At 70.5% G+C, this 22,681-nt stretch carries 17 protein-coding genes; 7 read left to right on the top strand and 10 right to left on the bottom strand.

Going from position 1 to position 22,681, the window contains the following annotated elements:
- The first annotated feature begins 12 nt into the window (after window positions 1-12).
- Window positions 13-810 carry a rhodanese-like domain-containing protein gene (locus ASF20_RS21770; RefSeq protein WP_082501519.1) on the top strand — a complete coding sequence of 266 codons (798 nt, stop codon included), beginning with the start codon at window positions 13-15 and terminating at the stop codon, window positions 808-810.
- Window positions 807-1,016 (top strand): SlyX family protein, encoded by a 210-nt coding sequence (locus ASF20_RS21765; protein WP_056277927.1) that lies wholly within the window; start codon window positions 807-809, stop codon window positions 1,014-1,016. The genes ASF20_RS21770 and ASF20_RS21765 overlap by 4 nt, the downstream gene beginning before the upstream one ends.
- Before the next feature lie 178 nt (window positions 1,017-1,194).
- Here the strand turns inward: ASF20_RS21765 and ASF20_RS21760 are convergent, their stop codons facing one another.
- Window positions 1,195-2,637 carry an NAD-dependent succinate-semialdehyde dehydrogenase gene (locus tag ASF20_RS21760; RefSeq protein ID WP_056278456.1) on the bottom strand — a complete coding sequence of 481 codons (1,443 nt, stop codon included), beginning with the start codon at window positions 2,635-2,637 and terminating at the stop codon, window positions 1,195-1,197.
- 85 nt (window positions 2,638-2,722) lie between these two features.
- The gene (locus tag ASF20_RS21755) at window positions 2,723-3,514 is read right to left on the bottom strand and encodes a class II glutamine amidotransferase (RefSeq protein WP_056216531.1); all 792 of its coding nucleotides are present in this window, start codon (window positions 3,512-3,514) and stop codon (window positions 2,723-2,725) included.
- 470 nt (window positions 3,515-3,984) lie between these two features.
- Here ASF20_RS21755 and ASF20_RS21750 point away from each other — a divergent pair, with 470 nt between their 5' ends.
- On the top strand, window positions 3,985-4,377 hold the full coding sequence (locus ASF20_RS21750; protein WP_056216533.1) for a response regulator: 393 nt from the start codon (window positions 3,985-3,987) through the stop codon (window positions 4,375-4,377).
- A gap of 117 nt (window positions 4,378-4,494) precedes the next feature.
- Here ASF20_RS21750 and rpsU read toward each other — a convergent pair whose 3' ends face one another.
- The gene (gene rpsU / locus ASF20_RS21745) at window positions 4,495-4,809 is read right to left on the bottom strand and encodes a 30S ribosomal protein S21 (protein ID WP_055957071.1); all 315 of its coding nucleotides are present in this window, start codon (window positions 4,807-4,809) and stop codon (window positions 4,495-4,497) included.
- Between the two features lie 555 nt (window positions 4,810-5,364).
- Here rpsU and ASF20_RS21740 point away from each other — a divergent pair.
- Window positions 5,365-6,846 carry a PAS domain-containing methyl-accepting chemotaxis protein gene (locus tag ASF20_RS21740; protein ID WP_056277924.1) on the top strand — a complete coding sequence of 494 codons (1,482 nt, stop codon included), beginning with the start codon at window positions 5,365-5,367 and terminating at the stop codon, window positions 6,844-6,846.
- Between the two features lie 21 nt (window positions 6,847-6,867).
- Here ASF20_RS21740 and ASF20_RS21735 read toward each other — a convergent pair whose 3' ends face one another.
- The gene (locus ASF20_RS21735; RefSeq protein WP_056278453.1) at window positions 6,868-11,733 is read right to left on the bottom strand and encodes an NAD-glutamate dehydrogenase; all 4,866 of its coding nucleotides are present in this window, start codon (window positions 11,731-11,733) and stop codon (window positions 6,868-6,870) included.
- A gap of 1,132 nt (window positions 11,734-12,865) precedes the next feature.
- Here ASF20_RS21735 and ASF20_RS21730 point away from each other — a divergent pair.
- Window positions 12,866-13,942, top strand: coding sequence for a PAS domain-containing protein (locus tag ASF20_RS21730; protein ID WP_056216537.1), 1,077 nt, complete (start codon window positions 12,866-12,868; stop codon window positions 13,940-13,942).
- Window positions 13,943-13,993: 51 nt separating this feature from the next.
- Here ASF20_RS21730 and ASF20_RS21725 read toward each other — a convergent pair whose 3' ends face one another.
- The 5 genes from ASF20_RS21725 to ASF20_RS21705 form a co-directional block, all read right to left on the bottom strand.
- Window positions 13,994-14,413, bottom strand: coding sequence for an FKBP-type peptidyl-prolyl cis-trans isomerase (locus ASF20_RS21725; RefSeq protein ID WP_056216539.1), 420 nt, complete (start codon window positions 14,411-14,413; stop codon window positions 13,994-13,996).
- An 89-nt stretch (window positions 14,414-14,502) separates the two neighbouring features.
- A complete protein-coding gene (locus ASF20_RS21720) occupies window positions 14,503-15,654 on the bottom strand; it encodes a GNAT family N-acetyltransferase (RefSeq protein WP_056277921.1) in 1,152 nt (383 codons plus the stop codon).
- Window positions 15,651-16,961 carry an oligosaccharide flippase family protein gene (locus ASF20_RS21715; protein ID WP_244476521.1) on the bottom strand — a complete coding sequence of 437 codons (1,311 nt, stop codon included), beginning with the start codon at window positions 16,959-16,961 and terminating at the stop codon, window positions 15,651-15,653. The genes ASF20_RS21720 and ASF20_RS21715 overlap by 4 nt, the downstream gene beginning before the upstream one ends.
- A 129-nt stretch (window positions 16,962-17,090) precedes the next feature.
- A complete protein-coding gene (locus ASF20_RS21710) occupies window positions 17,091-18,050 on the bottom strand; it encodes a GDSL-type esterase/lipase family protein (RefSeq protein WP_056277916.1) in 960 nt (319 codons plus the stop codon).
- A complete protein-coding gene (locus ASF20_RS21705) occupies window positions 18,014-19,108 on the bottom strand; it encodes an OpgC domain-containing protein (protein ID WP_056277914.1) in 1,095 nt (364 codons plus the stop codon). Before ASF20_RS21705 ends, ASF20_RS21710 begins: the two co-directional genes overlap by 37 nt.
- Before the next feature lie 262 nt (window positions 19,109-19,370).
- Here ASF20_RS21705 and ASF20_RS21700 point away from each other — a divergent pair, with 262 nt between their 5' ends.
- Both ASF20_RS21700 and ASF20_RS21695 read left to right on the top strand, forming a co-directional pair.
- Window positions 19,371-20,918, top strand: coding sequence for an ATPase domain-containing protein (locus tag ASF20_RS21700; protein ID WP_056277913.1), 1,548 nt, complete (start codon window positions 19,371-19,373; stop codon window positions 20,916-20,918).
- Window positions 20,905-21,945, top strand: coding sequence for a sensor histidine kinase (locus ASF20_RS21695; RefSeq protein WP_056277910.1), 1,041 nt, complete (start codon window positions 20,905-20,907; stop codon window positions 21,943-21,945). The genes ASF20_RS21700 and ASF20_RS21695 overlap by 14 nt, the downstream gene beginning before the upstream one ends.
- 36 nt (window positions 21,946-21,981) lie before the next feature.
- On the opposite strand, the gene ASF20_RS21690 is transcribed toward ASF20_RS21695, so the two are convergent.
- A complete protein-coding gene (locus ASF20_RS21690) occupies window positions 21,982-22,674 on the bottom strand; it encodes a GntR family transcriptional regulator (RefSeq protein ID WP_056216554.1) in 693 nt (230 codons plus the stop codon).
- Window positions 22,675-22,681: the final 7 nt, after the last annotated feature.

Raw genomic sequence — 22,681 nt, 5'->3', positions numbered from 1 at the left:
CGATCACCCCCGATGCCGCTGACCGTCGCCGCCCTCTACCAGTTCGTCGCCCTGCCGGACGTCGCCACCCTGCAGGCGCCGCTCCAGGCCCTGTGCACGGAACTCGGGATCACCGGCACCCTGCTGCTGGCACCGGAGGGCCTGAACGGCACGGTGGCGGGCCCGGACGCGGCCATCGACGCCTTCCTCGCCGCGCTGCGCGAAGGCCCGCTCTTCGGCGGCCGCCTCGCCGGCCTCGACGTCAAGCGCTCGCAGGCCGAAGCGCCGCCGTTCCGGCAGCTCAAGGTCCGGCTGAAGCGCGAGATCGTCACCTTCGACGACGGCGCCACCGACGCGGCCACGGGGGCCGGCACCCCCGTGGCGCCGGAGGCCTGGAACGCCCTTCTCGACACGCCCGGCCTGCTCCTGATCGACACCCGCAACGCCTTCGAGGTGGCGCTGGGCAGCTTCCCCGGCGCGGTCGATCCGGGCATCACCCGGTTCAGCGCCTTCCGCGCTTATGTCGACGGCCTCGATCCGGCGGCGCATCCCCGCGTGGCGATGTTCTGCACCGGCGGCATCCGCTGCGAGAAGGCCGGGGCCTACATGCGCGCGAAGGGCTTTCCCGACGTGCGCCACCTCGAAGGCGGCATCCTGCGCTACCTGGAGACGGTGCCGGAGGCCGAGAACCGCTGGACGGGCGACTGCTTCGTGTTCGACGGCCGGATCGCCCTCGGCCCCGCCCTGGTGGAGCGGCCCGACCACGCGCCCGAGACGTTGATGTCCGAGCCCCGGATATCCGAGCCCCTGATCTCCGAGACGCCGCGATGACCGATCTCTCCGCCCGCATCGACGCCCTGGAGATGCGCCTCACCGAGCAGGACGTGGTGATCGACGACCTCAACGCCACGATCACGGCCCAGTGGCGCCAGATCGACGCCCTCACCCGGCAGATGGCCAAGCTCGTGGAGGAGGTGGAGCAGGCCTCCCACCGCCCGGCCTCCGGCGCCCCGGAGCCGCCTCCACCGCATTATTGACGGGACGGTCGCCGCGGGATCCCTCTCCCCCCCTGCGGGAGAGGGTGGCCCGCGAAGCGGGTCGGGAGAGGGGAGCGCTGTTTCCGGAGAGGTCGACCCCTCTCCCGCCTGCTCCGCAGGCACCCTCCCCCGCAGAGGGGGGAGGGATGATCCGCGATGCGCGACGGCCCGACGTCCCCTACCCCACGACGCTCGCCTGGCTGACGAACTTCGTGGTCAGGTAGGCCTCCAGGGCCTCCGAGCCGCCCTCGCTGCCGTAGCCGGAATCCTTGACGCCGCCGAAGGGCGTCTCGGGGAAGGCGAGGCCGTGGTGGTTGATGCCCACCATGCCGCTCTGGACCCGCGCCGCGACCTCGACGGCGCGGAAGGCCGAGCGGGTATAGGCGTAGGCGGCCAGGCCGTAGGGGAGCCGGTTGGCCTCGGCATAGGCATCCGCGTCGTCGGAGAAGCGCTGGATCAGCGCCACCGGGCCGAAGGGCTCCTCGTTCATGATGCGGGCGGTGGCCGGCACGTCGCAGAGCACCGTCGGCGCGAAGAAGTTGCCGCGGTTGCCGATGCGCTGGCCGCCGGTGCGCAGCTCGGCGCCCTGCGCCACCGCGTCGGCGCAGAGGCTCTCCATCGCCTCCAGGCGCCGGGCGTGGATGAGCGGACCCATGGTGGTCTCGGGGTCGAGCCCGTCGCCGACCTTGCGCCCCTCGGCGAAGGCCACGAAGCCATCGCGGAACCGGTCGTAGACGGATTCGTGCACCAGCATCCGGGTCGGGGCGACGCAGACCTGGCCGGCATTGCGGAACTTGTTGGCTCCGAGCACCGCCACGGCGGTCTCGACGTCGGCGTCCCCGAACACGATCGCGGGCGCGTGGCCGCCGAGCTCCATCGTCGCCCGCTTCATGTGCCGGCCCGCCAGCGCAGCGAGCTCCTTGCCCACCGGGGTCGAGCCCGTGAACGACATCTTGGCGATGACGGGGTGCGGGATGAGGTAGCCGGAGATCGCGGCCGGATCGCCGTAGACCAGGGAGAGCACGTCGCCCGGGACGCCGGCGTCGAGGAAGGCCCGGATCATCGCCGCGCAGCTCGCCGGGGTGTCCTCGGGTCCCTTCAGGATCACCGAGCAGCCGGCGCAGAGGGCGGCCGCCACCTTGCGCACCGCCTGGTTGATGGGGAAGTTCCAGGGCGTGAACGCCGCCACCGGGCCGACCGGCTCGCGCAGCACCATCTGCACGACGCCGTCGGCGCGGGCCGGGATGATCCGGCCGTAGGCGCGGCGGCCCTCTTCCGCGAACCAGTCGGTGACGTCGGCCCCCGCCAGGATCTCCACCCGCGCCTCGGCCAGGGGCTTGCCCTGCTCCAGGGTCATGAGGCGGGCGATGTCCTCCACACGCGCCCGCAGGAGATCGGCGGCCCGGCGCAGCACCTTGGCGCGCTCGTAGGCCGAGACCTTCCGCCAGGCGGCGAAGCCCCGCTCGGCCGCCGCCAGCGCCCGGTCGAGATCGGCCCGCGTCGCCACCGCCAGGGTGCCGAGGGTTTCGCCGGTGGCCGGGTTCAGCACCGGCAGGGTCTCCGCGCCGGCCCCGTCGGTCCAGGCCCCGGCGATGTGCAGCGTCACGTTCGGATACGTCATCGGCGTCTCCCGCATGGCAATCGAGCGGGGTTGTCCGCCCTTCGCACGCAGGCCGCAACCCTTATCCGGGATGGCCGGGGCGTCGTCAGGCGGCGATGCGCGCGGCCACGGCCTCGGGGCCGGTGACGATCACCGGGCCGCCGCGGCGGGCCTGGAGCGTGCCGCCCTTGGGGACGACCTTCCAGCCGTCGCGGCAGCCGTCGATCGGCTCGGAGACGACGACGAGGCCGGTCTCGGTCTGGCGGTAGTACAGGCTGGGCGGGCTGCTGTCGCAGGCCCAGCGGAAGGCCGTGAGGGTGTCGCCGTCGGTGACGACGGCGGTGAAGCGCAGGGGCTCGGTCGCCTCGGCCGCCCGCATCAGCTCGCGCACCGTGGCCAGGGTCTTGTGCATGGCGCCGATCGGGTCCTCCGCGAGGCCGTTGCCCAGGGCCAGCAGGAAGATCGCCTCGGAATCGGTGGTGCCGCGCCGGTCGTCGTAGAGCGCGTCGGGGATCAGCGCCTCGATGCGGCGCTTGATGCGGTGATAGCCGCCGATCTGGCCGTTGTGCATGAAGAGGTGGCGGCCATGGGTGAAGGGATGGCAGTTCGCCCGGGTGGTGGCGGTGCCCGTGGAGGCCCGCACGTGGGCGAAGAACATCCGCGCCCGCACCTGCTGGCAGAGGTTGACCAGATTCTCGTCCGACCAGGCCGGGCAGACGTCGCGGTACAGGCCCGGATCGACCCGCTCGCCGTACCAGCCGATGCCGAAGCCGTCGCCGTTGGTTTCCGTCTTCGCCTCGGCCGCGTGGAGCGACTGGTGGACCAGCGAGTGCGTCGGTGCGCAGACGAGGTCGGTCAGGAAGACCGGCTCACCGGAATAGGCGAGAAAGCGGCACATGACGGACGAACACCCCCTGATCTCGACGATTCGACCGACCCGGTCGCCGCCCTCGGGCGGCGTCCGCCTTATACAACCTGTGCGATCCGCACGACCATGATATTCACGCCAACGTGGTAAACGAATGGTTAACGCGCGCCACGGGCCCGGCCTCCTGCAGAACCCGTGATGCAAGAGGCGCACCGTCGGGCCCGGGCCCTGCCCGGTCGATGGCGGCCCGCAGCCCATTCACCATGCGAGCCCGGCGGGAATGCGGCGGCGAACGCGATCATCGATGCGGGAACCGCATGGCCGGAACATGGATTCGGACTCTTGCCCCCCGCACCGTGGCGGCGCAGCATCACCCGACGAGAATCAGTCATTCGATTGGACAAGGCTGGGACGCGGACGGCGGCTCCGTGCCGCCCGCGTACCGCGTCCCGCCCTGCATTCCGCGCGTTCGCCACCCAAACGCCCGACGAGGAGACTTCATGGACCGCTCACACGCCCCCTGCCCGATCGCCCTCGTGGTCGAGGACGACGCCGATGTCCGCAACCTCGCGACGGCGGTCCTGGAGGAAAGCGACCTCGACGTCATCGCCTGCGACACGGCCGAGGCCGCGATCTCGGTGCTGGAGCGCGCCGGCGGCAACGTCGCCCTGCTCTTCGCCGACGTGCGGCTGGGCGCCGGCATGGACGGGATCGCCCTGGCCAGCGCCGTCGGGCGGCGCTGGCCGGATGTCCGCGTCGTCCTCACCTCCGGCGGCGATGCCCGCGGGGTCGAGGCCCTGCCGGCCCAGGCGGTCTACATGCCGAAGCCCTGGCGCGCCCTCGACGTGCTGGTCCAGGCCGAGCACGCGACGGTGGCGGCCCGGGCCGCCTGAGGGTCTCGCCCCAACGCGGAAAAGCCCGGCCGCAAGGCGACCGGGCTTTTCCGTATGTCCATGACAGGCGACGGCCGGTGCAATGCGCACCGCGGCCGTCGCGGGCCGTGTCGCGCCTCAGGCGTTGCCGGCGGGGGGCAGCACGGTCGGAGCGGTCGGCGCGAACGGCGAACCGCCCGGACGACGCGGCGCACCGGCGCCGAAACGGGGCTTCGGCTTCGGCGCGGCGATCAGGCCCTCGCGGATCGCGGTCTTGCGGGCCTGCTTGCGGGCGCGGCGCACGGCCTCGGCCTTCTCACGAGCCTTGCGGACGGAAGGCTTCTCGTAGGCCTTGCGCTGCTTCATCTCGCGGAAGATGCCCTCGCGCTGCATCTTCTTCTTCAGGACGCGGAGGGCTTGGTCGACGTTGTTGTCGCGAACGAGTACCTGCAACGGTTTCAATCCTCTGAAACGATGTTTGTTGGGCGGCGCCGACCCTGAGACCCGCCCGGAGCCCCGCGACGCGAACTGCAAAACGTCCCGGACCCGGGATCTCCCCCGGGCGGGACGTCCATCAGACGGCCTCGAATCGGCGCAGAAACTGCACTTGGGGCAGGCTCATACACCAACCGCCCGCGAGTTCCAACACGCCTCGCCGCGGCCGGGGCGCATTATCGCCGCGCCGGTGGGACAAACCGCGGGCGCTGTCGCCTCCGGGACGCCGGCAGCACCGGGGGCGCGTGCTCCAAGGATTCCGAAGTGGTTGCCGACGTCCGATGCGGCAACGACGGGCGCTCGACAAGATGAAGCGCGCGTTCCGGGGCTTTAGCCCGGACAAGGCGGGTCACGCGAAGCACGAATGGTTGCCCAATCGGTTGTGGCAGCGCACGAATTTTCTGATCTTTAATTTTTGTGTCGGAGTTTCTGTGCGCAGCAGCGGACTCATCCGGCGCGATGACCGAGAACTGCGACCTGAGCCCTTCCGGGGTTCTGACTCTGGGGCGTACGATGCTGGGTCTGAGGACGAGGACGGCCACCGAGACGGCCGCGAAACTGGCGGCCCTCGACAAGTCGCAGGGCATCATCGAGTTCAACCTCGATGGGACGGTGATCACCGCCAATCCGAACTTCCTCGCCGTCATCGGCTACGACCTGGCCGAGATCCGCGGGCAGCCGCACAGCCTCTTCGTCGCCCCCGCCGAGCGCGACAGCCCCGCCTACGCCGCCTTCTGGGCCAAGCTGCGCCGGGGCGAATACGAGGCCGCCCAGTACAAGCGCATCGCCAAGGGCGGGCGCGAGGTCTGGATCGAGGCCTCCTACAACCCGATCCTCGACGGGGCCGGCAAGCCCTACAAGGTGGTGAAGTTCGCCACCGACGTCACGCGGCAGAAGATGCAGGACGCCGACGTGCAGGGCCAGCTCGCCGCCCTGCACAAGGCCCAGGCGGTGATCTCCTTTTCCCTCGACGGCACCGTGCTCGACGCCAACGCGAACTTCCTCGCCGCCGTCGGCTACACCCTGCCGGAGATCGTCGGCCGGCATCACCGGATGTTCGTGGAACCCGCGGAGCGCGACGGCGCCGCCTATGCCGAGTTCTGGGACCGGCTGCGCGAGGGCACCTACCAGGCCGCCCAGTACAAGCGCGTCGCCAAGGGCGGGCGCGAGGTCTGGATCGAGGCCTCCTACAACCCGATCCTCGATGCCGGCGGACGGCCCTACAAGGTCGTCAAGTTCGCCACCAACATCACCGCGCAGGTGACGCTCCTCGAGAACCTGCGCCGGCTGATCGCCCAGAACTTCGGCGAGATCGACGGGGCGGTGCTCCTTTCCAACACGCAGACGCGGGACGCCGACGCCGCGGCCAGCACCACCGCCAGCAACGTCCAGACCATGGCGGCGGCCTCCGAGGAACTCGCCGCCTCCGTCGCCGAGATCTCGCAGAGCATGGCCCATTCGCGGATCGCCACCGAGGCGGCGCAGGGCCAGGTGGTGGCCGCCGCCGAGGCGACCCAGAAGCTCACCCAGGCCGCGGGCGCGATGAGCGGCATCGTCGGCCTGATCCAGACCATCGCCGGCCAGATCAACCTGCTGGCGCTCAACGCGACGATCGAGTCGGCCCGGGCCGGCGAGGCGGGCCGCGGCTTCGCGGTGGTAGCCCAGGAGGTGAAGAACCTCGCCAACCAGGCGGCCCGGGCCACCGAGCAGATCACCGGCGAGATCGACAACGTGCAGGCGGTCTCCCGGCAGGTGGGCGACTCGCTCCAGACCATCCAGGCCTCGGTGGCGCAGATGCGCGAATACGCCATCAGCACGGCGGCGGCGGTGGAGGAGCAGAGCGTCGTCACCCAGGACATGTCGGGCAACATGCAGCACGCCGCGAGCGCGGTCGCGGCGATCTCGCAGAACATCCAGGCGATCGGCCACTCGATCGGCCAGGTCTCCCGCGCGGTCGGGACCACGAAGGACGCGGCCCGCGTCCTCGCCCGCTAGGCCCGCGCCGACCTCCCGGGATCAGCCCTGGGGCGCAGCGCCCTTCGGACGCGCCAGATCGGCCAGCAGGCTCGCCGCCACCGTCGCCTTGGAGACCGTGAGCCCCGAGGCCGTCACGGCCGCCAGGGTGGCGCGGGCATGGTCGAGGGCGGCGCCGCGGCTCCGGCTCCAGGCCGCCACCGCCTCGGGGCCGGCGCCCACCGTGCCGACGACCTCGGCGGTGAGCTGGCGATGCGCGGTGGCGATGGTGGAGACGGCCCGCTCCAGGGCGATGCGGTCGTAGGTGTCGCCGGTGGCGACCTCCCGGGCCGCCGCCGCGAGGTCCGAGAGCCGGAGGGCCCGGTCCAGGGCGAAGTGGGTCGCGGCGATCTCGGGGATCGCGCCGCCGCCGGTCTCGGCGATCCGCACGATGTCGGGGGCCGAGGTCAGGGCGGTGAGCGCCGCGAGGCGCCGGGCCGGCGCCTCGGCCATGCCGAACCCGACGAGTTCGGCCTCGCGCGCGGCGCGCTGCCCGTTCACCGCCTCCCCCATCACCTCCGGCAGGGCCGCCTGCAGGGCGCTGATGCCCTCGCGGTAGCGGGCCACGAGGGGCGCGACGCTGCCCGAGAGGTCGAGGTTGCGCAGGAACCAGACGATCCGGCCCACGAGCAGGTCCTGCACCTCGGCGTAGAGGGCGATCTGCGCGTGACCGCCGATGGCGCCGGCCAGCCCGTCGATGGCGAGGTTCAGCTCCATCAGGCCGTAGGCGTCGCGGGTGATGGCGTAGGCCTTGGCGATGGCGCTCGCATCGGCGCCGGTCTCCTCCACGAGGCGGGTGACGAGGGAGGGCCCGCCGCGGTTGACGATGATGTTGGAGAGGGCGGTGCTGATGATCTCCCGGCGCAGGCGGTGGCCGTTGACCGCGTCGGGGAAGTGCTGGCGGAGCGCCGCGGGGAAGTAGCGCTGCAGCTCCCGGTCGAAATAGGGGTCGTTCGGGGCCGGGCTCGCCAGGAGCGCGTCGTAGAGGGCGAGCTTGGCGTAGGCGAGGAGCACCGCATATTCGGGCCGGGTCAGCCCCTCCCCCTTGCGCATCCGCTCCGCGATGGCGGCATCGTCCGGCAGCAGCTCCACGCCGCGGTCGAGGCGCCCTTCCGCCTCGAGGGCCTGCATCGTCCGCATGGCGAAGCCCGTCTCGGGCAGGCCTCGGTGCTGGGCCAGCGAGAGCGCCAGGGTCTGGAGCTGGTTGTTGCGCAGCACCAGGGCGGCGACCTCGTCGGTCATCGCCACCAGGAGGGCGCTGCGGGCTTGCCCGTCGAGGCGGCCGTCGCGCTCCGGGGTCATCAGGGCGATCTTGATGTTCACCTCCACGTCGGAGGTGTTCACCCCGGCGGAGTTGTCGATGGCGTCGGTGTTGAGGCGCACCCCGTTGCGGGCCGCCTCGATGCGCCCGCGCTGGGTCGCCCCCAGATTGGCGCCCTCGCCGATGACCTTGGCCCGGACCATCGCCCCGGTGATGCGCACCGCGTCGTTGGCCCGGTCGCCGGCCTCCTCGTCGGATTCGGCGGTGGCGCGGATATAGGTGCCGATGCCCCCGAACCAGAGCAGGTCCACCGGCGCCTTCAGGATCGCCTGCATCAGCTCCGCCGGGGTCGCCGCGTCCTGCGCGAGCCCGAGCACCGCCCGGATCTCGGGGGAGACCGGGATGGTCTTCAGGCTGCGGGCATAGACGCCGCCGCCGGGCGAGATCAGGCCGGTGTCGTAGTCGCGCCAGGAGGAGCGCCCGAGATCGAACAGGCGGCGGCGCTCGGCGAAGCTCGCGGCGGCGTCGGGGTTCGGGTCGAGGAAGATGTCGCGGTGGTCGAAGGCCGCCACGAGGCGCAGAGAGCGCGACAGCAGCATGCCGTTGCCGAAGACGTCGCCCGACATGTCGCCCACGCCCGCCACCGTGATCGGGTCGCTCTGGGTGTCGATGTCCATCTCGAGGAAGTGGCGCTTCACCGCCTCCCAGGCGCCGCGGGCCGTGATGCCCATGCCCTTGTGGTCGTAGCCCTGGCTGCCGCCCGAGGCGAAGGCGTCGCCGAGCCAGTGGCCGCGCTCCGCCGAGAGGGCGTTGGCGATGTCCGAGAAGGTGGCGGTGCCCTTGTCGGCAGCCACCACCAGGTAGGCGTCGTCGGGATCGTGCCGCACCGTGTCGGCCGGCGGCACGATGGCGTCGCCGACGATGTTGTCGGTGATTTCGAGCAAGGTCCGGATGAAGATCCGGTAGCTCTCGGTGCCCTCGGCCATCCAGGCCTGCCGGTCCGAGGCCGGCGGCAGGCGCTTGGGGAAGAAGCCGCCCTTGGCGCCCACCGGCACGATCACGGCGTTCTTCACCTGCTGGGCCTTCACCAGGCCGAGCACCTCGGTGCGGAAATCCTCCGGCCGGTCGGACCAGCGCAGGCCGCCGCGGGCGACGTAGCCGAAGCGCAGGTGCACGCCCTCGACGCGCGGCGCATAGACGAAGATCTCGAAGACCGGGCGCGGCAGCGGCATGCCGGCGACCTTGGCGCAGGCGAACTTGAAGGCGATGGCCTCGCGCCGCCCGCCGCCCGGGGCGACCTGGAAGAAGTTGGTCCGCAGGGCGGCCTCGATCAGGTTGACGAAGCGGCGCAGGATGCGGTCCTCGTCGAGGCTGGTCACGGCGGCGAGGTCCGTCTCGATCCCGGCGCGGATCGCGCCCTGGGCCGCCTCCCGGTCGCCGGCGGCGGCGGGGTCGAACCGGGCCCGGAACAGGGCGACCAGGGCGCGGGCCACGCCCGGATGGGCGCTGAGGGTGGCGGCGAGGTAGTCCTGGCCGTAGCGGATGCGGAGCTGGCGCAGGTAGCGACCGAGGGCGCGCAGCAGGGCGACGTCGCGCCAGGGCAGCTCGGCCTCCAGCACGAGGCGGTTGTAGCCGTCGGATTCGGCCAGCCCCGTGCCCAGCGCCAGCAGGGCCTCCTCCAGCAGGGTCTCGAGGCGGCCGAGGTCGATGGCCGCCCCCGTGGCGCGCTCCAGCAGCATGTCGTGCAGCCAGACCCGACCGGCCTCGTCGGCGCCGGGGGGCAGGATGCGGTAGGTCCGCTCGTTGATGACCCGGAACCCGAGGTTCTCCAGCACCGGTACCCGCTCGGACAGGGAGAGCGACGCCCCGCGCGAAAACACCTTGAGGCGGATCTGCGCGTCCGGGTCGGTGGCGCGCCGGCCGATATCGGCCGCCCGGGGGCGCTCGGGGCTGAGGCGCTCCAGGGTCGCGATGTCGGCGATGGCCACGCCCGGCGCGAAGCTCTCGCGATAGGCCGCCGAGAAGGCCTCGCCGTAGCGGGCCGCCAGGGCGCGGGCCTCCGGGCCGTCCAGGGTCTCGGCGAGGGCCGCCCGCAACTCGTCGCCCCAGGTGCGCACCAGGGCGGCGATGCCGGCCTCCAGGGCGGCGGGGTCGCGCTCGGGCGCACCGGATTCGGGCAGGCCGATGATGAAGTGGGTCCGAGCGAGGGGCCCGTCGGGGAAGTACGGGTAGGCCGCCGAGACCCGGCCGCCGTATTCGCCGGCGAGGTAGGCGCCGATCCGCGCCCGCACGGTGGAATCGTAGCGGTCCTTGGGCACGTAGACGAGGAGCGAGACGAAGCGGCCGAAGCGGTCGGGTCGCGAGAGCACCCGCAGGCGCGGCCGGTCGGCGAGATGGGCGATGGCGAGGCTGAAGCGGTAGAGCCGGTCGGCGTCGATCTGGAACAGGTCGTCGCGCGGGTAGGTCTCCAGCACGTCGAGGAGGCCGCGCCCCGCATGGCTCGTGGGATCGAGGCCGGCGCGCAGCGCCACCTGCGCCACCGTCTCGCGCAGGTAGGGGATCTCGCGCGTCGGCAGGGTGTAGGCGCTGGCGTTGAACAGGCCGACGATGCCGACCTCGCCGGTGAGGCGGCCATCCGCGCCGAACAGCTTGCAGGCGATGTAGTCGAGATGGGCGGCCCGGTGGACCCGGGACTTCACGCTGGCCTTGGTGATGATGAGGGCCTGGGGCCCTTCGAGGAAGGCGCGGATCTCGGGCGTCATGTCCACGAGGGCGCCGCCGCGCCGGAGCACCGCCACGGCCGGATCGCGCAGAAGACCCAGGCCCGAGCCCTCCACCAGGGCATGCTCCGTCCCGGACAGGCTGTGCTCGCGCAGGCCGAGCAGGGTGAAGTGCCCCGCGCCGAGCCAGGCGAGGAAGGCCCGCGCCTCCGCCCCCTCGCCCGCCGACAGGGTCGGCGGGACCTGGGCATAGGCCTCCGCGAGGCCGGCCAGGCGGGCGGCCATGGCGTCCTGGTCGTCGGTGGCCAGGGCCACGTCGCGGAACACGCGGGCCAGGCCCTCGACGAGGCGGGTGCGGGCCTCGCCGGCGTCGAGCCGGTCGAGATGGATGTGGATGAAGCTCTCCCGCGCGAACCCAGCCTGCGTGTCGGCGGTGGTCTCCCCGACCACCCGGACCAGGGCGCCCGCGCCGTCGCGCTCGACGCCGAGGATCGGGTGGGCGACGAGGTGGGGGGCCAGACCTTGCTCCGTCAGCTCGGCGAGGGCCGAATCGAGCAGGAACGGCCGGTTGTCGTTGACGATCTCGACGATGGTCAGGTCGCGGCTGCGGCCGTCGCGCAAGACGGCGCGGTCGCTGACGGAGAGATTGGCGGGTGCGCCCGGGTGCCGGGGCGCGGCCAGGTGCCCCCGGGCCGCCAGGGCGAGGTCGGCGAGATCCTGCGCCGTGTAGGGCGCGAGGTCCTCGGGCGGCACGCGCCCGAACAGGTCGGTGACGAAGCCGCCGGGGCCGCCCTGCGCCACGACCCGGTCGGCCGCGGCGCCGAGAAGGTCCGTGCGGGCCCCCCGGGCCTCGGGGCTGGACAGGGCGGCGTTCCGTTCCAGTGCCATGGTCATCGTGTCCTTGCGGGGGGCGTCGACCCGATCGATCCCGGGGGGGCCCGATCAGGGCCAGTTCGATCCGGCCCAGTTCGATCCGGGCAGGTCGTCGCGGCGATCGGGCGGGGATGGCCCGTCGGGCGGCAGGGGGCGGAGGGACGGTGGCTGGATCGCATCGCTGGGTCGCCGATCTCTTCGCTGGCCCGCGATTCGCTCGCGATGGCCGCCGCGCCCTCACTTGAGCATCGGGCTCCCCGTCTTTCCAGGGCCGGACGGCCGGATCGGGCGCGGGCCGCTACGACCGGCGGTCGATGTCAGGCTTTGCGGGCACCGCGCGGCGCGGGCGCCGCCCCCGGGCGGCCGACGCAGCCCTGCCAAGAGCGAGGGCAGGCCGGCCGGCTCGATCCGAAACGGGGTACGGAAAGGCGTTCGGGAAGCCGCTCGTCAATGATCGACCGTATCCGTTCGCGCTATTTTCATCCTATGCTCGTATCTCATCACGAAGACTTGAAGACAACCCAGGGTTTAATTGGGGGTTTTCAGTTTTGGATACGCGTCAATTTCAGGCACATCCCTCGATCATCTGTCTGCGGAGGCCCGGAACCACTGTAAGCCAGCGGCCACCCGAGGAGAGAAGTCCTGCCCCCTTCAGCGGGCGTCCGCCCCACCGACCGGCGCAGCGTCCGTCTGCGGTGCCATCCGCCCGTGCGCCGAAGCCGCCGCAGGGTCTCCGACGCCGGTCGAGGGCAAACGCCGGACCTTGTGCCGGCGAGAACCGGTGCAGGACCCACGACCGTGCCGGCGCCGATCGGAGACGGGTCCGGCGGCCATCAGATCCCCCGATCGCCGGGCGATCGAGACGCGTTTCCCGACCGCGCGGGACCTTTGGCCCGCGCGGGGCGCGTCGCCCCGAGGCGGCGCTCCGCCCCGGGATCGCCCCCCTGGACGCGGCAGCGCATCCTAGGATTGGAAGCATCTGAGAGCTATTGTGAATGAATTTTAATGTAGCGCCCAGGCTTTTAACTGGACTTGCAGCGATGGCGTCTCATAATCCGGCCCGGTTCGGGCAACGCGTGCCTGCCCTTACATCGTCATGAGAGATGATTCTTTGTTTTCCGCGGGTGTGATCCGTTCCGGAATTTCCGTGCCGAGGGAGGAGCCGCGCCAGCCCGTTCCCGCCTCGCTGGCCCAGATTCTCCGGCTGGTCGAGGAGCTGGCCCAGATCGGGCTCTGGTCCATCGACCTCCGCTCGGGCGTGCTCTCGCTGTCGGACGGCGTCGTGCGGCTCACCGGCCTGTCGCAGCAGACCACCCGGATGGAGGCGCTGCGCGCCCTGGTCCATCCCGAGGACAGCCCGATCTTCGACGAGGTCTCGGCCGCGCTGCGCACCGGGATCCCGGTCGATCGCGGCTTTCGGATCGTTCGGCCGGATCGGACCGTGCGCTGGGTCGAGTTCAGGGGGAACGTGGTGCTGGGGACGGATGCCCGTCCGGTGCGGGCCGACGGCCTGATCCTGGACGTCACCAGCCGGCACGAGACCACGCAATCGGTCCTGCGCAATCAGGCGCGCTACGAGGGCCTCGTCCAGGCGATCGCGGCCGTGGTCTGGCTGATGAGCCCGGACGGGGTCCGTCAACCATCCCCGAGCTGGTGCGCCCTGACGGGTCAGACCCCGGAGGAGTGGCATGCCGGCGGCTGGGTCTCGGCGATCCATCCCGAGGACCGGGAGCGCGCGGCCAGCGCCTGGGCGACGGCCTTCCGCCGGCACGAACCCTACGAAGCCAATTACCGCCTGCGCCGCGCCGACGGGCATTACCGCTGGGTCAGCAGCCGGGCCGTCCCGGTGCTCAACCCCGACCGCTCGGTCCGGGAATGGATCGGCCTCGTCATCGACATGACCAGCACGGCAAGCATGATGACCCAGCCCCCGGCCCTGGCGCTGGCCGACATGTCCGGGCCGCTGATCCGGAGCGCCCGGGCGATGCTCAACTGGTCGATCCCGGACCTCGCGGCGGCCGCGGAGGTCTCGGGCTCCAGCATCAAGCGATTCGAGGAGAGCGGGGGCGCCGTGCTGCGGCCGCGGACGCGCGCCGCCATCCGGAACGCGCTGGAGGCCGCCGGCATCACCTTCGTCGCGCGCCTGTCCGGCGAGGTCGGCCTGGTCTACCGGCCGGTCGCGCCCGAGGCGCACCCGGAGTCCCGGCCCGACACCGCCGCCTGAGGCGGCGCGGGGCCGCCGGTCGCGCGACCTCGACGCGACCGGCGTGGTATACTAGCGGGCGCCGAGAAGCTCGACGTCGAAGATCAGGGTCGCGTTGGGCGGGATCACGCCGCCGGCGCCGCGCGGGCCGTAGCCCTGGTCGGGCGGGATGATCAGCGTGCGCTTGCCGCCGACCTTCATCGTGGCGACGCCCGTGTCCCAGCCGGCGATGACCTGCCCGGCGCCGAGGGTGAAGGTGAAGGGCGTGCCGCGATCCCGCGAGGAATCGAACTTCTTGCCCGGCTTGCCACCGTCGTCGAGCCAGCCCGTGTAGTGGACGCTGACCTTCTGGCCGGCCTTCGGCTCCGGGCCGGTGCCCACGACCTCGTCACGGTACTGGAGGCCCGAGGGGGTGGTGACGGTCTCGGCGGATGCGGATGCAGTCATGGCGAGGATCAAGGCTCCGGTAAGGGCATAGAGGGGACGGCGCATGGTAGGTCCTGTCTGGCATGCCGAGGCGGCGCAGTAGCACGGACTCGCCAGGACGTCACAATCCCCGCTCTGCGCCGAGCCCCGCGCCCTCAGCGCCGAAGCAGCCGCCGCGCCTCGCCCCGGGCCGTCTCCTCGAAGCGGGCGAGGCGGAGGCGCCGCTCCAGCCCGATCAGCCCGCGCGCCCTCTCCGGCACGGCGACGATCTCCGCGACGGTGTCGCGCTCGCGGTAGAGGCTCTCCAGGGCCGAACCGGCCAGGGTCGCGGAATCGAGGCGGTCGGCGAACCCCTCCGCATGCAGCGCCCGCACGATCTCGGCCTCCAGGACGAGGCCCGGCGCGAAGGCGCGGGCGGTCTCGTCATAGGCGGTCTTCAAGAGGTAGGCGGTCCCGCCCGCCACCAGGGCGAGGCTGACGGCCAGGGTCGTCCCATCCCGGCTCAGGGTGTCGGCCCGGATGCCCACGGGGCCTCCCTCGGCCCGGAACAGCGCGCGGGCGAAGGCGGCATGCGCCGGGCGGCAGGCCATGGCGGTGCCGGCGGCTCCCTTCCATCCGGCGGCCTCGACGTCGAGGAAACCCTCCACCGCCCGGGCGAGAGCTGGTCCCTGCGTCACGGTCTGAAGGCTCACCACACCGCCCTCGGCGAGGCGGCGCTGCCGGCGACGCAGATCCTTGAGCCGCGAGGGATGCGGATGCCCGTCGAGGAAGGCGGCGTGATCGGGGCGCCTGTCGAGGACTGGACGGGCGAACCGCGCCACCTCGCCGAGATCCCAGCCGGCCTCCGCCATCGCGGCCATCAGGTCGCGGCCCGGTGCCGCCTCGACCGAGAGCAGCGGCCAGCGCCACGCCCGTCCGCCGGAAGCGGCGGCAAGGCCCTCGACCAGGGCCGCCAGGATCGCGGACCTGTCCGGGCCCTCTGCCACCAGCGGCGCGGACGCGGTGATGAAGGGCGACGCGAACGGCAGCAGCACGGATCGTCCGAGTCCGCAGATATCGTAGGAGCGGCGAAACGGCAGAACCGCCTCCAGGCGCTCCGGCCCGTGCACGACGACGACGCCCATGTCCGGGGACGCCAGGCCGCTCGCCAGATGGGCCTGCATCACGTGCCGACCGAAGAAGGGATGCGCCCTCCCCGCCCGGACCGAAAGGTCGTCCCAAGCCGCCGCCTCCCGCCCGAGAGACGCGAGCGACGTGATCGCGTGGGTATAGGCCGGCGCAACCCGCCGGGCGTGAGCGGCACTCATCGACCCCGTCTCCCGAACAGACCGATCCGGACCGGCGTGACCAGGCCATGCACCGCATGGGCCGCCCAGGCCATGGCGGCGGCTCGGACCACGGTCGCGAGCGCCATCGCCAGGGCGGCGCCGATCACCCCGAACACCGGGACCAGTATGAGGCAGAGGCCGCCGGCCAGACCCAGGATGCCGACGGCGACGCCGGCGGCCAGGCGCTCTCCGCCGAGCATGTTGAGCAGGTCCTCACCCGGACCGAAGGCGCTGGCGGCGACACTCCCGGCAACGAGGACGGCGAGGATGGGCAGGCTGTCCCGGAATTCGGAGCCGAACAGGCCTAACAGGAGGGGCGCGGCCGCGAGGACGGCGATCCCGATGAGCGCGGTGGCCGCGAGGGTGAGACGCGCCTGCAGGGCGATCAGATCGGCGAGCCGCCCCCGATCCCCGGCCGCATGGGCTGCGGTGAAGCGTTGCGCCGTGGCGGCGGTGGCGGCGAAATGGACGAAGACCACGAATTGCTGGATCCGCGTCGCGGCGAAGTACAGCCCCACCGTGGCCGGTGGGGCGAGCAGGCTCAGCACAACGACGTCGATGAAGCTCGAAGCGGACGTGGCGAGGTCGCTGCCCGCGATCGGCAAGCAGGCGCGGAACCAGCGCCGCCAGGCATAGCGGCGCGGTCCGGTGGGCAGGATCGCCTGAAGGCGCCGCAGCAGCAGGGCCGCCTGGATCGACACCGCGATCCCGGTCGCCACGAGGGTGCACAGGACGGCGACGCGCGCCTCCGCCGGGGCGCCGAATCCCACGGCCGCCAGCATGGCGGCCATGATCAGACCCTGCCGCAGCAGGTACGGGGGCGCGATGGCGAGCACGGCCCAGTTCTGACCGCGGGCCACGCCCTCGCAGTAATCCTGAAGCGCGAAGAGCGGCAGCACCAACGCCGCCACGAGGAGCGGGGCGGCATAGGGCCCCTCCAGCAGGGAGCCCTCGACCCAGACCAGGGCAAGCCCCCCGAGGGCGACGGCCATTGCGCTCGCGAGGGTCACGGTCGTGCCGCCGACGAGGTAGGCGCGGACGGCAGCTAGGTCGCCCCGGGCCTGATCCGCCGGAATGAACCGGCAGGCGCCCTGCGACAGGCCGAGGGTGGCCGAATGACCGAGGATCGCGATCCAGACCCAGATCGCTGCGAAGATTCCGTACTCGGTGCCGCCCATCAGGCGCGCCATCAGCACCTGCCCGACATAGGCGAAGCCGGCGGCGCCGATGCGGATCGCGAAGACGTGGATCGCCGCCCCGGCGGCACCACCGCGCAGACGCGTCAACGCGCTCCACGCGCCGGCGGCTCCGATCCTATCCGTCGCTGTGCTCACCGAATGGCCCCCGCCCGATCGACACCGGTGTAGGGCCTACGCCATTGCGGCGCGGTTAAGCCGAGCGGTTAAGGCTTTGGTTCAGGGCCCGGCGGGCGCCGTCGCGGGTAGCTTGGTCCCGGCGGATTCCTTCGGCGGCGCCAACGTCAGGGCGGGTCGCCCGGCGCTGCCCGTCGAGGCCGGATCCGGCTGGAGCAGCGACAGGGTGATCGCGCGGGTGACGTGCTCGGCCATGCAGCGCAGACCGAGATCGTTCAGTCGAAACTGGCTGCCCAGGAGATGTCCCTCGCCCTTGTCGTTGCGGCGAGCGAGGTAGCGCATCGCTTCGTAGCGCTGCACCAGGGGCACGCCTTCCCGCAGGGCGACCTCCTGCACCTTGCGCACGAGGCTGGTGTAATAGTCGTCCGAGGCGAGACTCGCGGTGTAGACCGGGCTGACCAGTACGACGTCGATCTCATGCCCCTTGATCCATTGCACGGTCTCGTCGAGGGCCGTGCCGAAGGCATCAAGATCGACCCGGGCGAGGGCATCGTGGGAGCCGACCTGCCAGATGACGAGGTCGGGCTCCACTTCCGCAACCATGCTGCGCAGGCGCTCGCCTGCCCCCGACGCGATCTCGCCTTGCAAGCCCCGGCTCTCCACGACCACGTCGACATCCGGTAGGGAGCGCTCGAGGGCGGTCTCCAGCTTGACCGGATACGTGGCGGAGGACCCGAGTCCCATCGTCGAGGCGCCGATGGCGAGCACGCGGACCGGGCGTTTTTCCTTGAGGGCCGCCTTCACCGCGCCGAGGCGGGCCAGGGTATAGAGCTTCGAGCCCGGCACCCGGCATTCTGGCGAGAGGGTCACGTCGACGGCCTCTACATCCGGCCCCTGACCGGCGGCGACGCTCGGAGGCGACACCACGGTCGGCGGCGGACCTCCCACCTTCGCGGGCTCTTGATGGGGCGCCGGCTCCTGCGCCCGGGCGCTGCCTCCGCCGAGGGGGCAGAGGAGGGCCAGGCTCAAGGCGAGGAGACCCGCGGCTTTCGGGAGCGCCATTCGACGAACCATGCGGTGAAACCCAGTGCGAACAGGCCAGACCCTACGACGAAAACGTCAACAACGACACCGCCGCCAGCCCAGAACCGTATGAGTTGCGCGGCCAGGCTGAGCAGGGAGCCGACAGAGAAGACTGCCAGCGAATTTCGCCCCAGACTGGCGAGGAAGGCCGTGATCCATCCGAGTCGCGGGGCGAGGAATCCGTAGAGCGTCTGGAAGGCGAGGAGCACGCCGAGGAAGTGGATCACCCGCGCCGGGGACAAGTAGGTCTTGTCAAAGGTGAAGACGAGGCGTGGATCGGGAACGAGGAGCGGATCCGGCCTGAGATCGAGCACCGACAGGACGATACCGGTGAGAACGATGACCACTCCCACCGGGACGAGCCGACGCGACCAGCGCTTCAGCCAGGGGGAGGTCCGACTCCAGTCCTGCATGATGAAGCCGAGAACGAGGAGAAGCTGCCAGCACAGCGGATCGAAGAACCAATCGCCCTCCCCCGGCCAGGACGGCAGGTTCCACTCGAACACCAGGCTTGAGGCATAGAGCGCGAAGGACAAGAGGAGGGCAGCGCTCCGGCTCACGCGCCCGATCAGCACGAAGACGGGTGCGATGCCGAGGAGCACGACGTAGAGCGGCAGGATGTTGAAGAAGCCCAGTTGGTGCGTCAACAGCACGAAGCCGATCATGGTTTGGATCGGATCGGCGAAGAAGCCTCCAGCATTGTGCCATTCGAGCAGCAACGGGTTATCGAGCACCAGGGCCGTGCCGGCAATCATGCCGAGGGCGAGGGCCATCGTGGTGATCTGAGCGCGGTAGACTTCGATGGTGCGCGACATCAGCCGCAGTACGGTCTTCAGCCGCGGCTCGGGGCTCCCATCACGATTGCGCGTGGCGATTCCGATCGACCAGCCGGCCAGGAAGACGAACAGCTCAGCCGCATCGGAGATGCTGTACTGCGAATAGGTGTAGCGCTCGAAAGTGTTGCCGGGAATGTGATTCACGAAGATCGTGACGAGGGCCAGCCCCCGCCAGAAATCCACCGCGTTCGGTTCGCGCATCGGGGCTCCGCACTCCGGCAGCTCGAAAGGACAGATGCGAGGCGGGCAGTATCTCGCGGCCGCGCGGCAAAGGCCGGCCCTGATACGGTGCCCCCGCAGTTCTGCAAAGGGCAACCTTCGGCGGCGATGACCGGAGGCCGAACTCGCCCGGCACGGCGGGCGCTCGGCGAGGCGCATACCCCGGCGGTGTGGCATAAATACCGGCGACGCCGAGGGGTCCCCCACCTATGGTGGATCCGATTTTCACGTTGCGGATTCATCCATGCAGACCCCCGTCGCCGGCGACGCCGCGCCGATCCCGACCGGCGTGCCAGGCCTCGACGAGATTCTCCACGGCGGCTATGCGGCCCAGCGGGCTCATCTCATCGAGGGGCGGCCGGGCAGTGGCAAGACCACCCTCGGACTGCAATTTCTCCTCGACGGTGTAAATCGGGGCGAGCGGGGCCTCTATATCACCCTTTCGGAGAGCCGGCGCGAACTCCTCTCGGTGGCCGAGCGCCATGGCTGGTCCCTGGACGGCGTCGAGATCTACGAATTGGTGCCGCCGGAGCTCAGCCTGGATTCGGAGCAGCAGCAGACCCTCATCCACTCGTCCGACCTCGAACTCGGCGAAACGGTCCGGATGGCGCTGGCCGAGATCGAGCGCGTGAACCCGGTCCGGGTGGTGTTCGACAGCCTGTCGGAGATCCGCTTGCTGTCGCAGGGCTCCCTGCGCTACCGGCGGCAGGTGTTGGCGCTTAAGAGCTATTTCCTGCTCAACAACGCCACCGTGCTGATGCTCGACGATCTGAGCTCCGAGGATGACGACCTCAACCTGCACTCGATCAGCCACGCGGTCCTGCGCCTGGAACAAGTGACGCCGACCTACGGCGCTGCGCGCCGCCGGCTCCACATCATCAAGATGCGCGGCACCCCCTACGAGAGTGGCTACCACGACTTCGTGCTGAAGCGGGGTGGGGTTCGGATCTTCCCTCGCCTCGTGGCCGCCGATCACCATGCCGAGTTCGAGCCTGGGACGGTCGCCTGCGGGGTTCCTGAGCTGGACGCGGTCCTCGGCGGCGGCCTGGACCGGGGTACCACGAACCTCATCATCGGCCCTTCGGGCGCCGGCAAGTCGACCCTGGCGCTCGGTTACCTGATGGCCGCCCTCGATCGCGGCGAACATGGGCTGATCATCAGCTTCGACGAGACCTCCGGCATCCTCCAGCGGCGGGCTACGGGAATCGGCTTCGCGATCGGCCCCCACATCCAATCCGGACGCCTGCGGATCGAACAGATGGACCCGGCCGATATCTCGGCGGGCGATTTCGCCGGGCGGATCCGCGATGCGGTCGAGACCGATGGGGCGCGCGTCGTAGTGATCGACAGCCTCACGGGCTACATGAGCGCCATGAGCGGGCAGCCGCACCTGGTGCTGCAGATGCACGAGATGACGACCTACCTGAACCAGCAGGGCGTGGTGACGATCCTAGTGCTGGCCCAGCACGGGATGGTGGGACGGATGGAGGCGCCGGTCGATCTCACTTATGTCAGCGACACGGTGGTGATGCTCCGCTTCTTTGAGGCGGGCGGCCACGTACGCCGCGCCCTCTCAGTGCTGAAGAAGCGCACCGGCCCGCACGAGAATACCATCCGAGAGTTCAGAATCGATTCGCAGGGGCTCCGGGTGGGGGCCGTGCTCAAGGATTTCCGCGGCGTGCTCACCGGCGTGCCAACCTTCGAGGGGAAGCACGCCGATCTTCTTGATGACCGGCCCGTTGCGTCGGCACAGATCACCGACAGTCAAACCGGCTCCCATGGCGCAGCCTGATCCCATCGCGCTGATCCTGGCGCCGAGCGGACGAGACGCGCGCATCGCTGCAGCGATTCTGGCTGAGGTCGGCATCGATTCACGGATCAAGGCGAACTTGGCGGACCTTGTGGCAGACCTCGATGTCGCGGCCTGCGCGGTGATCACCGAAGAGGCGCTCCTGCGCTCAGACCGACGGGCGATCGCCGAATGGTCGGAGCGCCAGCCCCCCTGGTCCGACTTTCCCTTTATCCTGCTTAGTCATCGCGGCGCCTCACCCGACGAACGCTTGAACGGCCTGCTCGGCAACGTGACCTTGCTGGAGCGGCCGTTCCATCCGGCGGTACTCGCCAACGCAGTGCGTTCGGCCCTGCGCGCCCGGCGCCGGCAGTGGGAGGTAGCGGCCCATCTGGACGAGCGCCAGAAGACTCATGAGCGCCAAGCCCTGCTGATTCGAGAGCTTCATCATCGTGTGAAGAACACCCTCGCCACGGTACAGGGCCTGCTCGGCGCGACCGCGCGGTCCACCCACGATGTCGAGACGTTCTACCAATCGTTCTCCAACCGGATCGTCTCCCTGGGCAAGACCCACACACTCCTCACGGAGGATTATTGGCAGACGGCCCCACTGCACGAGCTGCTTGAGAACGAGCTGAGCCCTTACAATGACGCCAAGAGTCAGCGCATCCGCCTCCAGGGACCGATGATCGAGTTGGCGGCCGACCTCGCCGTCCCGACCGGGATGGCGTTCCATGAACTGACCACGAACGCGGCCAAGCACGGAGCCCTCTCCGAACCGGGTGGCCGGATCTTTGTCAGATGGGATGTCGTGGCGGGTGAGGCCGGACGGCGCCTGACCCTCGACTGGACGGAGTCAGGAGGGCCGGTGGTGACACCACCGCAGCGCAAGGGCTTCGGCTCGACTCTGCTTCAGCGGGTTCTGGCACAGCAGTGCAACGCCGCCGTAACCATCGACTATGCAGAGAGCGGACTGCGCTTCCACATGGAAGCGCCGCTGCCGGAGGAACGGCTGGTCCCGAGCTACTGAGGAACCGCCGTCCGCGGGACCACCGTCCCGACGCATTCAGTCGAGGTAGTCTCCGTACTTCTCGACGTGGCGGGCGAGGCCCAGGCCGTGCTCGCGCACGAGACGTTCGGCGCGCTCCGCATCCCGTGCTTCCAGGGCCTGAATGATCTCGACATGCTCCTTGATTGAGTTCGCCGCCCGGTCGCCCTGGCGCAGGGCCGTGTTCCGGATTCCGCGAACATGCATCAGCAGGTTGCTGGTGATGTCTTTGATCACCTCGCAGCCGCCGAGTGAAATGATCTTCTGATGGAACCGGATGTTCGCATCCGAGTACTCGTCCATGTGATCGGTCGGGCGCCCCTCGTAGAATTCGGGGAAATGAATACGCAGGCAGCCAAGTTGCTCGTCGGTGGCGTGCTCACAAGCGAGCCGGGCAGCCATGCTCTCCAGGGCCGACCAAGCCTGGATCATCGCCACGATCTCCTTCTTCGACTTCTTGATCACGAAGACACCACGACGTGCTTCGAACCGGACGAATCCCTCCTGCTCCAGGACCGTGAGGGCTTCGCGGACCGGGGTGCGGCTGACGCCGAGATCCTGAGACAGCTTGCGCTCGTCGAGCCGGACCTCGTCGCGCTGGCTGTAGATGTTCATGTTGGTGATGGCTTCCTTCAGCGCATCGTAGGCAAGCGCACGCAAGCTCGACGTCGCGGCCAGCGGCTTGATCTGAAAGGTCGTGGACTCAACCATGCTTACA

It is taken from the genome of Methylobacterium sp. Leaf88 (assembly GCF_001422795.1).
Taxonomy (GTDB): domain Bacteria; phylum Pseudomonadota; class Alphaproteobacteria; order Rhizobiales; family Beijerinckiaceae; genus Methylobacterium.
Note: the sequence above shows the minus strand (reverse complement) of the source record. Positions and strands in the feature narration are given on the sequence as shown.